The organism is Thermodesulfobacteriota bacterium (assembly GCA_031082315.1).
Taxonomy (GTDB): domain Bacteria; phylum Desulfobacterota; class QYQD01; order QYQD01; family QYQD01; genus QYQD01.
Genome location: JAVHLC010000011.1, coordinates 1 through 12,596, shown reverse-complemented (window position 1 = coordinate 12,596; position 12,596 = coordinate 1). Strand labels below are relative to the sequence as shown.

11 protein-coding genes are annotated in these 12,596 nt (G+C 51.1%); all 11 read right to left on the bottom strand.

Going from position 1 to position 12,596, the window contains the following annotated elements:
• Positions 1-62: 62 nt before the first annotated feature.
• The 11 genes from RDU59_10405 to RDU59_10355 all read right to left on the bottom strand — a co-directional run bounded on the left by RDU59_10405 (position 63) and on the right by RDU59_10355 (position 12,225).
• A complete protein-coding gene (locus tag RDU59_10405) occupies positions 63-785 on the bottom strand; it encodes a 2Fe-2S iron-sulfur cluster-binding protein (GenBank protein MDQ7838884.1) in 723 nt (240 codons plus the stop codon).
• A 16-nt stretch (positions 786-801) separates the two neighbouring features.
• Positions 802-2,655, bottom strand: a complete 1,854-nt coding sequence (locus RDU59_10400; protein ID MDQ7838883.1) for an NADH-ubiquinone oxidoreductase-F iron-sulfur binding region domain-containing protein — start codon at positions 2,653-2,655, stop codon at positions 802-804.
• The gene (locus tag RDU59_10395; GenBank protein MDQ7838882.1) at positions 2,642-3,127 is read right to left on the bottom strand and encodes an NAD(P)H-dependent oxidoreductase subunit E; all 486 of its coding nucleotides are present in this window, start codon (positions 3,125-3,127) and stop codon (positions 2,642-2,644) included. The genes RDU59_10400 and RDU59_10395 overlap by 14 nt, the downstream gene beginning before the upstream one ends.
• A 3-nt stretch (positions 3,128-3,130) precedes the next feature.
• Complete coding sequence (locus RDU59_10390) at positions 3,131-3,598, bottom strand: 4Fe-4S dicluster domain-containing protein (protein MDQ7838881.1); 468 nt, start codon at positions 3,596-3,598, stop codon at positions 3,131-3,133.
• On the bottom strand, positions 3,564-4,310 hold the full coding sequence (locus tag RDU59_10385; protein ID MDQ7838880.1) for a hydrogenase iron-sulfur subunit: 747 nt from the start codon (positions 4,308-4,310) through the stop codon (positions 3,564-3,566). Before RDU59_10385 ends, RDU59_10390 begins: the two co-directional genes overlap by 35 nt.
• A gap of 282 nt (positions 4,311-4,592) precedes the next feature.
• On the bottom strand, positions 4,593-7,598 hold the full coding sequence (locus RDU59_10380; protein MDQ7838879.1) for an FAD-dependent oxidoreductase: 3,006 nt from the start codon (positions 7,596-7,598) through the stop codon (positions 4,593-4,595).
• Between the two features lie 18 nt (positions 7,599-7,616).
• Positions 7,617-7,811 carry an FAD-dependent oxidoreductase gene (locus RDU59_10375; GenBank protein MDQ7838878.1) on the bottom strand — a complete coding sequence of 65 codons (195 nt, stop codon included), beginning with the start codon at positions 7,809-7,811 and terminating at the stop codon, positions 7,617-7,619.
• Between the two features lie 26 nt (positions 7,812-7,837).
• Positions 7,838-8,212, bottom strand: a complete 375-nt coding sequence (locus tag RDU59_10370; protein MDQ7838877.1) for a hypothetical protein — start codon at positions 8,210-8,212, stop codon at positions 7,838-7,840.
• The gene (locus RDU59_10365) at positions 8,200-10,029 is read right to left on the bottom strand and encodes an aldehyde ferredoxin oxidoreductase family protein (protein ID MDQ7838876.1); all 1,830 of its coding nucleotides are present in this window, start codon (positions 10,027-10,029) and stop codon (positions 8,200-8,202) included. Before RDU59_10365 ends, RDU59_10370 begins: the two co-directional genes overlap by 13 nt.
• A gap of 171 nt (positions 10,030-10,200) precedes the next feature.
• Positions 10,201-10,410 (bottom strand): hypothetical protein, encoded by a 210-nt coding sequence (locus RDU59_10360; protein ID MDQ7838875.1) that lies wholly within the window; start codon positions 10,408-10,410, stop codon positions 10,201-10,203.
• Positions 10,411-10,659: 249 nt separating this feature from the next.
• Positions 10,660-12,225, bottom strand: a complete 1,566-nt coding sequence (locus RDU59_10355) for an FMN-binding glutamate synthase family protein (protein MDQ7838874.1) — start codon at positions 12,223-12,225, stop codon at positions 10,660-10,662.
• Positions 12,226-12,596 lie beyond the last annotated feature (371 nt).

Here is a 12,596-nt window from a genome sequence, read left to right as displayed (position 1 = left end):
GCCAAAATAGCGGACGGGTATATGGCAGCTTTATAAAGGGAAAAAAGGGGGAGGACAAGCTCTTAAAACGGCGTCCTCTTCTGCTTACTCCGAAAATCGGCAACAACCTGCTTTATATCCTGAAGAAATTCTTGTTCGATCGAGCATGTCTCACACTGATAGTTATTCGGGCAGGGAGAAAGTGAGAGTTTACCCAGGTTCATACGCCGCAGTTTTGGTGTTTCTTCGTCAGGAACCATCTCAATGCACCCTGTAGGGCATATATACGTGCATGAACCACAGCCGATACAGACATCCGAGGCCACCTTAAAAGGGGTCGCCACTTCGCGTTCCGTACCCCGATTGGCCAGGCCTATGGCCCCGACCCCCACGACTTCTTCACAAAAACGGACGCAGAGTCCGCACAGGATGCACTCTTTCCCCTCTTTTTTCCGGAAACGGTTGAAGTCAATCCCCATCTGCACAGCCATGGTCCGTAACAACGGCACATCAGGACATCTCGCCAGTAAGAGTTCCACGATTACCCTTCTGATTTTTCTGACCCTGGGTGTATCGGTAAAGACCTCCATCCCCCCTTCTGCCGGAAAGTTGCAGGACGTCACCAACCTGGACTGCCTATTCTGAATAACCTCCACCATACAGAGACGACACGACCCATACGCCTTAAGGGCCTCGTGGTAACAGAGAGTGGGAATAAAGATACCGGCTTTCCTGGCCGCATCAATAATCGGAGCCCCGCGGTCGATCTGTACCCTTTGGCCGTCAATTATTATGGCTATCTTCACCCTTTTTCTCCTACGGCTATTTGACTCTGATTGCTTCCCGCTTGCATATACTGTAACAGATACCGCACTTAATACAACGTTCACGGTCGATCACATGGGGTTTCTTTTTTTCGCCGGAAATGGCTCCCTGCGGACATCTAAGCTGACAAAGGGTGCAACCGTTACAACGCTCCTCGTCAATAACATATTCAAAGAGGTTTTTGCATACCCCGGCCTGGCACTTTTTATCAAATATATGGGCCTCATATTCATCCCGGAAGTACCGAATAGTGCTGAGCACAGGATTGGGAGCGGTCCCGCCCAGGGCACACAGAGAGGCCGGCGTCATAACACCGGCAAGATCACTTAATAATTCAATATCACCTCTCTGCCCCCGGCCCTCGCAGATATTTGTCAATATCTCATGCATCTGTTTCAGGCCTTCCCGGCATGGGACACATTTGCCGCACGATTCGAACATCAAGAAGTTTATGAAGTACCTGGCGACATCCACCATGCAGGATGTCTCATCCATCACGATCATACCGCCTGAACCCATAATGGCCCCAACATCCCTGAGACTGTCATAATCCACAGACATGCCTATCTTACTGATAGGGATACACCCTCCGGACGGCCCTCCGGTCTGAACCGCTTTGAAACGCCTGCCTTTTCTGATCCCGCCTCCAATATCAAAAATAATTTCGCGGAGAGTAGTCCCCATCTCCACTTCGACCAACCCCGTATTCCTGACCTTACCCACCAGCGAGAATATCTTTGTCCCCTTGCTTCCGGCCGTTCCCATATCAGAATACCAGGACGCGCCGTTTAAAATTATCTTGGGGATATTGGCAAAGGTCTCCACGTTATTCAGGACTGTAGGTTTGCCCCATAATCCTTCGATGGCCGGGTAAGGCGGTCTGGGCCGCGGGGCGCCGCTCCTGCCCTCGATGGAAATCATGAGGGCGGTTTCTTCTCCGCATACAAACGCTCCGGCGCCCCTGCTTATCTTAAGCGTGAAATCAAAATCACTGCCCAGAATATCCCGGCCCAGAAGGCCATATTCTTCTGCCTGTTTTATAGCACGGGACAAGTGCATAATAGCTATCGGATATTCACCCCGCACATATATAATGCCTTCACGCGCCCCGATGGCAAAACCGCCGATGATCATCCCCTCGATAATACTATGCGGGTCGCCCTCCATAAGACTTCGATCCATGTACGCACCAGGATCACCCTCGTCACCATTGGCTATAATATACTTAGTGTCACCGGGCGCATTACTGCAAATCCGCCATTTTATGCCGGTGGGGAAACCGCCTCCGCCCCTTCCCCGGATACCGGAAGCGACAACGGTTTCCACTATCTCTGCCGGAGTCATAGCGGTCAGGCTTTTTGCCAAAGCGTCATATCCCCCAACCGCTATATAGTCTTCTATATTTGTCGGATCGATCCTGCCGCTGTTATGAGAAACGACCTTCTTCTGTTTTTTATAAAAAGGGATGTCTTTTTGAGACACAACCACTTCTTTAGTCTCCGGGTGCCTCCATAATAATCGATCTATGACCTTATCCTTTAAGGCGGTCTCGGAAACAATATCCGTAACATCTTTAGCGCTCACCCGGCAGTAGAAGCTATTAGCCGGCTCAACGACCACAATAGGACCCATTTCACAAAAGCCATGACATCCGGTCTTTTTGATTTCTACCTTGTCTTGAAGTCCTTTTTCTTTTATTTCGTTTTTAAAGGCGTCAATAACCTCCCCGGACCGTCTGGCCTGACAGCCGGTGGTGCAGCAAACCCCAATTACAACCTTGTTTGGATCTTTCTTTGCAAGAATCGATCGGCGTAATTCTTCCAGGTCTGATATAGCTCTAATCCTGTTCATGGGGTAACCTTTTTGACTCCGGATAATATTTCGAAAGAATTTTCTCGATTTTGCCGGGATGCACGCCGTCGTAATAATCCTTGTCTACCACGGTAACCGGCGCCAGGGCACAGGCGCCAAGACAGTTAACCGTCTCCAACGAGAAATTACGGTCATCTGTCGTTTCCCCTGCTTCCACATTGAGTAGCCTCTTTACTTGTTCCAAATTCCGCGCCGCGCCGCCAAGATGACAGGCGGTGCCGCAACATACTCTGATAATGTGACGTCCTCTCGGCACCAGACTGAAACACTTGTAGAAAGTGGCAATGTCGAAAATTCTTGTCAGCTTGAGTTCCAGCTTCCCGGATATGTAGCGAAGCATTTCCTGCGGCAAGTAATTCTCGATCTCCTGTAAATCCTGCATGATGCCGATTACTTCCGAGTGACGGTAGCCGTGCTTTTCCAATATAGAGTCAACTTTTTTGAGGTCCATTGTTTAACCTGCTTTCGCCGTATACTTTCGCCAGCAGGGCATGATATGCGTCCCCCGCAAGCCTTCTTTCACCTTCATAAACATAGTACGACGGCATAGATCCTGTAAACAGGCCTTAACCGGCTCCAACCGTTTCAGGAAGTCATCGTCAACGCGCCCCTCGGCCAGCGCCATTTTTTGCAGCTCGGTGGCTATACGCGCGAACTTTATCCCTTGCGGACAAACGAAATAGCAGGAGTTGCACAGGCAGCAAAACCAGATAAGGTCAGATGAAAGAACCTCATCCCTCATACCCAGAACGATCATGTGTATGATGCGCCGCGGGTCGAAATCCTCTATGACCTCCCGAACCGGGCATACCCCCGTACATGACCCGCAGGAATAGCAGGGCTTTATCTCCTCCAGGCCTATCTTCCCGGCGATTTCGTATTTGAAATTAGGATCCGCTTGAGTTAACAGAACTGTTTCCATACGGTACTCCGCTCCAGATATTCCTCCTGCCCAGCGTGTCGATACAGTACTTGACCCGTTCCGGCGAAAGATTCAGCAATTCCGCCAGCTCTGCGATGTCGTTCTTGTCTTTCTGAAGGAACAGGAGAGTCTCAAAGATGTCCATTTCATCAACTAGCGTTGCTCTCAGTTTTTCTTCAGAGGGAAAATCGGCGTTGCTTTCCTTCATCTCCTTTGCCTGTTTCGCAAAAACCGCCCGCAGCTTCATGCCCTCCGCAGCCAGCCTGGCAGCCTCCAGCTTACGGAGCAGAAGCTGGCGATCAACGCCCTCACTTTGCCCTACCGGGCCAAGGTCTCGGATTCGATGGGAGAAGTCGGTTACCACCTGGACAAAACGCGGGCCTTCGGCAGCAGAGACCCATTCCAGCCTCACCCTTCCCTTGTCCACTCCAACCTGATCCAGGATGGTGTGGATTAATTTGATCTTTTTTATGGCTTCGAAATTACCGGACCGGTAATGACATTCACCAAGGTGTCACCCGCCCATGAAAATCCCGGCCGCCCCTTTGACAAAACCGTCCAGAATAAAGACGGGATCTATCCTGCCGGTACACATGACCCGTATAGTCCGAATGTAGGACGGATACTGAAACCGGGCCACCCCCGCGGCATCCGCCGCCGCGTAGCAACACCAGTGGCATAAAAATCCAAGTATTTTAGGTTCATTCACCATACTTTTGTTCCTCAAGTCGAATATCTCACCGCAGAGACGCAGAGTTCGCAGAGAAGACTTTTTAGGTGTTTGAAACAGTCCCGCACTCAGAAAAGGCTATTAATCTGGAACTCACGAACTCATGAAAGAACAGAGCAACCATAAGCCGAACTGCTAAAAATCAATTTCTCAAAAATACTTTCCTGATTTCCTGCGTTCCTGATTAAAACGTCTTCCTAAATTCTTTGCGTCCTTTGCGCCTTTGCGGTGAATGCCCGATTTAATCCCTGAATCCCCTAATCCCTATGAACCATCTGACCCAAAGGCCGCAATCTGAGCGCTGATCTGGTCGTGCGTAAACCGGCCCATGCTGATGGCCCTGGCCGGGCAGTACGAAGCGCAGATTCCGCACCCCTTGCATGCAGCAATGATTGTTTCCGCTTTCTTTACTTTTCCCACTTTCGTCATCCGGATAGCGCCATAAGGACAGAAATATTCGCACATGCCGCACCCAATGCATTTCTCCTGGTCGCAGGATGACACGATGGGTTCAGCTTTTACGTAGCCCCTGGCCAGCATGATCGCCGCCCGAGACGCCGCCGCTTTGGCCTGAGCCACGGCTTCATCAACCGGTTTGGGAAACTGGGCCATGCCACAGATATAGATTCCGTCTACATAGGAATCGACCGGTTTGAGCTGCACGTGGGACTCCAGGAAAAAACCGTCTGCCGAACGTGGCACGGATACGGCCTTTTCCAGAGTCTTGTCCTCTCGCGGCACGATGGCCGTGCTTAAAACCAGCAAACTGCCTTCAATAACGATTTTCTTTCTGATGAGCGGATCGGTAACGGTGACACGCAGCCTCCCATCTACCTCGGCGACCGCGGGTTTGTCGTCCTTCTCGTACCGGACAAAAACGACCCCTTGTTCTCTTGCCTGTTTGTAGTAGTCCTCGTGAAATCCGTAGGTCCTCATATCCCGGTACAGGATGTATACGTTCGTTTCCGGACTGATCTCTTTGATCTTGATCGCATTCTTAATGGCCATGCTGCAGCAGATGCTGCTGCAATATGGATGCTTCTCGTCGCGGGAACCCACGCATTGTATCATTACCACTGTGTCTTCATTAGCCGGGATGAATTGACCGAAGGCCAGACTTTCTTCCAGTTCATGCTGGAGCACCACCCGCTCAGACCGGCCGTACAGATATTCATCCGGCCTGTAGGCCGTGGCGCCGGTAGCCATAATGATGATCCCGTGCCGCAGGTTCTCTTTCTTTTTACCTGAAAATCCCCCTGTATCCCCCTTTTCCAAAGGGGGAATTGATTGGTCCCCGTCTTCTTCCAAGGGGGTGCTTAACATATCCCCCCCTTTAGTAAAGGGGAGTGAGGGGGGATTAGTTTCATTGTCCTTTGTGCCGCCATGCGACATGTGTGTTTCATTGTGGTTTTGCCTTATAGTAAGCACTGTCTCGAAATTCCCCACGAATCCTTTGACAGTCTCGACCTCGGCCTCCAGCAGTACGTGGATAAGCTTGTGGTTTCCTACCTTGCGGATGATTTCTTCAAGATAACGCTGCGGGTCTTCCCCTTCCAGGGTGTAATGGATATTATGGAGATTGCCGCCCAGCCTAGCTGTTTTCTCAACCAGATAACATTCAAAGCCCTGCCCGGCCAATGACAACGCCGCCGTCATACCGGCCAGTCCGCCGCCGATAATCAACCCCTTCGGGATTACGTCTGTAACCGGCTCAGAGAGCGGTTTAATCAGCCTGGCTTTGGCCACAGCCATACGAATCAGGTCTTTGGCCTTTTCTGTAGCCGCCTCCTTTTCGTGCGCATGCACCCAGGAGCACTGATCCCGGATATTGACCATTTCCAAAAGACACCGGTTTAACCCCGCTTCTCTTATGGTCTCTTGAAATAGCGGTTCATGCGTCCGCGGAGTACAAGCGGCAATAACCACCCGGTTGAGCTTTTCCTTATCAATGGTTTCCTTGATCAGGGCCTGTGTATCCTGAGAACATGAATAGAGATTATCCTTGCTGAAAATTACATCGGGAAGGGTAGCCGCATACTTTTTGACCTCCCCTACGTCCACTACGCCACCGATATTCTTCCCGCAGTGACAAACAAAGACCCCGATCCGTAACCCTTCTTGATCTACCGGGCGTTCCTCGGGAAATGCCTTATCCGCTATGCAGGTACGCCGGGCCGCAGCCAGGAGTTCGGCCGCACAGGCAGCCGCACCGCTGGCCTGCATAACGCTATCCGGAAGCGCCATCGGCCCGCGAAATCCACCGGCAACGTATATGCCGTCCCTCTGCGTAAGAAGGGGCGAAAACAGACCGGTTTCGCAAAATCCGTATGAATTAAGCCCGATACCCGTGGCCCTGGCCAGAGAGAAATTCCCATCGGGCGCTTCCAGACCCATCGGTAATACAACCAGGTTGAACGTATCCTGCCGTAACGTGCCGTCTTCTATAACATATTTTATGGTGAGGTCTTCTGTTTCGGGATCACGTTTGATCCCGGAGATCCTGGAGCGGACAAATTTTATCCCGCATTCCTTCGCCCGTTCATAAAAGGCCTCCAGCCCCTTGCCGTACATCCGCATATCCATAAAGAATATTGTAATATCCAGATCCGGCTCATGTTCTAAGGCCACTATGGCGTCTTTAACCGCATATTTGCAGCACACTGACGAACAATAGCTTTTACCGGAGGCATTATCCCGGGAACCGGCACATTGTATGAAAGCGATCTTTCGGGGCTTTTGTAAATCAGAAGGCCGGAGAATCCTGCCTACGTAAGGGCCGGAGGCGCTGGATATCCTTTCAAATTCCAGACCGGTAACAACATTAGGGGAGTCCTGGTAACGATACGTCTTTAATTTTGCCGGGTTGACCTGCTTAAAGCCGGTAGCTAAGATAATAGAGCCAACCTGATAGGTAGAGACCTCTGACCTCTGATTAAAATCGATTGCCCCGGCCTGACAGGCCCGGGTGCACTGTTTACACTCCCGTTTGTTCAAAAACAGGCAATAATCAGGATTAACCGCATAGGCGGAAGGCACGGCCTGCGTATAAAGAATATCAATGGCTTTTCTCTGGGATAGATTCTGGTTATGGGGATCCGGGATGGTAACCGGGCAGTACTGCGCACAGACCCCACAAGCCGTACACTTGGTTTCATCCACATAACGTGGCTGTCGCCGTACCTTAACCCGGAAGTTTCCGGCAGTACCCGATACTTCCTGGACCTCGGCGTTGGTAATGATTTTTACATTGGGAGACCGACCGGCCTCCACAAGCTTGGGCGCCAGTATTCAGAGGGCGCAGTCATTGGTTGGAAAGGTCTTATCCAGACCGGCCATAATACCGCCTATGGCCGATGACCTTTCGATCAGATAGACATAAAAACCGCCATCCGCCAGATCCATAGCCGCCTGGATCCCGGCAATTCCACCTCCGACTACCATTACCGATCCGATGAGTCGATTATCGTTAATTTGAATCTCCATGGGGACCATCTTTTTTATATTTGCGTCTAGTCCTCTACCAGTTCCAGGGCACCGGTGTTGCACCAGCGCACACAGGAAGGACTGGGCGGTATGCCACAAAAATCACATTTCAAAGGGATACCGGTCTCAGCCTCCACGAAATACGGTTTTTCCGGACAGGAGGCCCGGCAGAAGGCGCACATGTCATAAGTCTGCTCACCAATGACGATGTAGTGTTTTGAAGTGCAGGCCGCATCCACAAACGGCCCGGCGATCACCGGGTAGTAGCGATTGCCGTCCCTCATCACCCTTATACGGGCCCGTCTAGGATTTACCGTATTTGCCACATGATTGAGTGAGCAGGCCGTCTCACAATGCCTGCACCCGGTGCATTTGGTATGATCGATCTTTATTCTTGGCACTCTCCCACCTCCAAGTTCAATGCCTGTAACGTCTCAGGCCGTGGCTCACCCTGTTCATTCCAGCCCCTGAGATGATAATATTCCGGAAGCATCTCACCTATCCTGCTGACTTGCCCCTCGGCAGGCCCATCAGGAACCGGTTCCTTGATAAACCGCTCCGGAAGTGTATCATGCGTCCGGTCAAATCCCGCTTTCAGGTTAAACATCCTCTCCAGGTTCCAGATCTTTTCACCGATAAACAAAAGGTCATCTGCCTTATAATTCGTTCCCAGGCAACTGTTCACCATGGGTACGTAGTTATTGAATTTGAGTCCCATCAGAGGCCAATTGCACAGCCCCAGAGAGTCCATGACAGCGGTGGTATCCTGATACTCCTTCACAAGCAAGGGCTTTCCGCCAATTTCCCATGGATCAAGACTTTGATGTACATTAAGGAGTTCGTCAATGAACGTGTAGGCGAATAGATGATGCGGCCCATAGTTACATGTCGCAAAATGAAGTCCCATGCCCTGAATGGCGCGCGGGTCAAAAGGAGACAGCGAATGACCCTTTACGCCCATAAAGACCTCCGGCCTTCCGAACTCTTTGGCCAAGGCCAGGCCGCCCTGCCCCAGGCGTCTGGCATATCCTTTTTTAGTGGCCATCAGGCGTAGCGCCTCCACCATGGCCTCCCCGTTGCCGAACCGCAGGTCAATTTTTAACTCCTCAGGGGTGACCACTTTTTTCTCCACTAATTCCATAATAGTGGCGAGAGTCCCTCCGGTGGCCACGGGATCAAGTCCCATTTCCCCGCACATCATACTCGCCATACCAATCGTAGTCAGGTCGGTAATCCCGCAATTCACCCCCAGGGAACCGATAGCCAGATAGGTCGGAGCCATCCCTTTCCCTTCGTAGGCAGAGTGTTTAACATCCGCCTTTTTGATGCAGGCGATAGGGCACGCAAAACAGCCGCGACTCCTCAAGGCAAAGGCGCTGTTCAGGGCATCAGTAGCGATATTTCTTAACGGAAGCGGGGCGCGGCGAAAATTATTCTGTGGCAGGATTCCTTTCTGGTAACACAAACCCACCAGAAAAGCAGTTCCGGTTTGAGACATGGACTGGGTAAGAGGGGCGCTATTGAGCTTATTAATCAGGGTGGTGACCACCTGCATAAATCGATTACCGTCCGCCACCTGGAGGGAGTGCCGGCCTTTGACGGCAATGGCCTTAAGGTTTTTTGAACCCATAACCGCGCCGATGCCCGCGCCCCCTACCGGGAGGAACCGGTCATTAATCAGGTTGGCCAGGGGCAAAAGTTTCTCGCCTGCCGGACCAATGGAAACCAGATAGGTTTCCCGTGCGCTCCACGGATCACCCAGGTTATTCTTAAACAGTTCCTCGGTTTCCACCGTGGTACGGCCCCAGTATTCCAGGGCCGGGGTAAGCTTCACCTTGTCATCCATAATCGAGATAATAACCGGCATCTCGGCCTTGCCTTCTACGATTAGCAGGTCAAAGCCGGCAAATTTCAGCTCGGCGCCAAAATGTCCGCGCATCTTTGCACAGGCCAGTCCGCCGGTTAATGCGGACTTGGTTATTACATTGCACGAGGCCCCGGTTATAGCCCCTGTGCCCACCAAGGGACCCGAAGAAAAGACGAGTTTGTTTTCAGGGGAAAGAGGATCTACCTGAGGGGAAACTTCGTCTGTAAAAATCCTGGCGCCCAAGCCCCGCCCCCCTATAAACTTTTCGAGCAGCCCGGGATCGATCTCCTCAATATTATGTCTTCCTTCGGTCAGGTTTATCCTCAGACAACGCCCGATCCATCCGTTCATCTCTCGTTCTCCCTGTTTCCTACAGCTAAATCATTTAGGACGCAGATTTTCGCCGATACCCGCAGAAAACTATTTTTCTTAAATTATCAAAAACCTCTCTTTAACTTCGGTTAGTTCTTTATATTTAAAATCTTGACAATCTGCGTTCATCTGCGTCCGAGATGGAAATCCCTACGCGGCTCCTTTAAGCCACTCTACGGTCTTGTCTTTCAGGGCCTTGTCGTATCCGAAGGTGACACATACGGTGCGGCAACAGCCGCAGCCGATGCACTTGTCGGTATCCACATAGATGGAACCCTGCTGGTCTATTATGGCCCCCACTGCACATACCGGCAGTGCAAAACAGGACTTGCAGTTGTGTTTGCATATCACATTTAACATAGCTTGCTTCCTCCCTTACTAATGTTTAAGATTGACGGCTTCTTAAAAAGTCCATTTGCTGCGTTGCGCGGCATCCTTCGTCACTGCGGCGTAGCTATGGAAATAGTTCACCGTTCACAGTTCACCGTAAGTGCATGGTTTGTTGACGGACAACGGTCAACGGTCAACGGATAATAGGATTTGCGCGCCTTGCAACTGGAGCTTTTTACTGTGCCGTCCCAATGTTGACTTTTTACGAGTTTATCAAGATTAGCCTAATATCTTATCTACTTCTGCTGCATCGGACTCCATGACATAGGAAATTCCGGAAACTTCCGCCGCATCCCTGGTCAAGGCCACCAGATCGTTACGATCAATGTATTTGAGGGCAAATTTTCTGGACCCGGCCATAAGTTGCTGGAGGCCCTGTTTCAGCCTATCAATATAAGAATACATACCTATGGCCCCGCCCGGAAGTTTGATAAAGTCTTTGCCAAAGCGTTCTTTAAGTTGCGCCCCTACGGCAAAGAGGCGCAGGTATCCTTGCTCTACATCTTCACCTTCCAACTCCATTTTTTGCGCCATTAACTTTCCATGGGTCTTGCCCACCATGGCCGCAGTGAGAATGGCCCGTCCCAGGCAAATGGCCTTGACATAGGGAGCGCCCAGCGCCAAGGCCTTAAAGATATGGTCTTCCAGAGAGAGACCGCCCGCTATGGCAATGGGCGGAATATAGGCTCCCCTGGCCGCCAGCCGCTGACACATCTGATAGGTCAGGCATTCTAAATACACGGTGGGTATCCCCCACTCATTCATCATACGCCAGGGACTCATGCCGGTTCCGCCGCCGGCTCCGTCTATGGTAAGAAGATCAATCTTGGCATTTGAAGAGAACTTAATGGCCCGCGCCAGATCTGCCGGGCGATAGGCCCCGGTCTTAAGGGTCACATGCTTTGCGCCGACAGACCGCAGGTGTTCGACCGATTTGTAAAAGGCCTCCTCATCTACCATGCCGAGGCGGGAATGCCGTTCAAATTCTGTTATACCACCGGCCTTAAAGGCGGCTTGGACGGCGGGATTGGTTGGATCCGGGAGCACGATATAACCCCGCTCCTTCAACTGCAAGGCCCTCTCGATCGAATGCAGCTTGACTTCGCCGCCGATGTCTTTGGCGCCCTGGCCCCACTTTAATTCAAATATCTCGATGCCTAACTGCCCAATCACATATTCCGGCACACCCAACTTGGTGTCTTCTACATTGGCCTGAATAATAATACCGCCGGTCCCGTCGTACCATTGACGGAAGGCGTTAATGCGACGTTCCATCTCCGGCGACCTGGATATTTTCCCATTCTTGAATTCCGCCTGAGAATCCATGCCACAAATATTTTCACCCGCAACTACCAACACACCCGAGATGGCTGCACCCACAGCCACATCCTCCCAGTTAATACGGGCGATATCCGTGGACCCAACTGCACCGGTAAACACTGGAAAATTCAGCTTGATGTTGCCGCTCGCACCCACGGCCGTAGTCGTATCCACGGCCGGGAATGTGGCCTTATCGGAATCAGCCTCAATTCCCACAGCGCCCACAGCCGTACCCTGGATATTAAAATGGGAGAAATCTACCGGGTAGTCCTTTTCCGAACCAGAGGTGATGACTCCAAAAGGCGTAGGATATATCACCTCTCTCCCCTTAAGGGCTGACCGGCCGATTTCGCACGGTCCTTCACAGCCGTCCACACAGGTCACACAAATTCCTGACCCGGGGGCGGGTGTCACCCTGGTTGTAGTCAGGGTGGCGGCGCTTCGATTTGGTTTGCTAAATGACATAATTCTTTTCCCTCCCGTGTAATGTTTTTTCTGATAGTTATACTGAATAAATTAATAGTCAAAACAGTTATACTTAACAACCCGGGCAAAAAAAAGCCCGCACTACCACTTAGGGTAGGCGGACATCATCGTCATCTGCGACCAGCACGCCGTTGTGTTGGTCACAACCAGATAACTTGCTATTATAAAAGCCGGGGTTTGTCAATAGCTAAGTTATTTGTACTAATTTTCTCTAACTCCTCTGTTGATAGAACATCTTCAGGAGAAATCTTGACTCATAGACAGATCAAGAGTATGAAATTTATTATCTTAACTGAAAGAAGAGGTATTGCCAATGCGCAAAAAGGCGTCTGTTAGTTCTGGAGTAAGCC

Excerpts from the sequence above, each read along its gene's own strand:
- RDU59_10400 (MDQ7838883.1), bottom strand. The coding sequence starts at position 2,655 with ATGAACAGGATTAGAGCTATATCAGACCTGGAAGAATTACGCCGATCG.
- RDU59_10395 (MDQ7838882.1), bottom strand. The coding sequence starts at position 3,127 with ATGGACCTCAAAAAAGTTGACTCTATATTGGAAAAGCACGGCTACCGT.
- RDU59_10390 (MDQ7838881.1), bottom strand. The coding sequence starts at position 3,598 with ATGGAAACAGTTCTGTTAACTCAAGCGGATCCTAATTTCAAATACGAA.
- RDU59_10375 (MDQ7838878.1), bottom strand. The coding sequence starts at position 7,811 with ATGGAGATTCAAATTAACGATAATCGACTCATCGGATCGGTAATGGTA.
- RDU59_10365 (MDQ7838876.1), bottom strand. The coding sequence starts at position 10,029 with ATGAACGGATGGATCGGGCGTTGTCTGAGGATAAACCTGACCGAAGGA.
- RDU59_10360 (MDQ7838875.1), bottom strand. The coding sequence starts at position 10,410 with ATGTTAAATGTGATATGCAAACACAACTGCAAGTCCTGTTTTGCACTG.
- RDU59_10355 (MDQ7838874.1), bottom strand. The coding sequence starts at position 12,225 with ATGTCATTTAGCAAACCAAATCGAAGCGCCGCCACCCTGACTACAACC.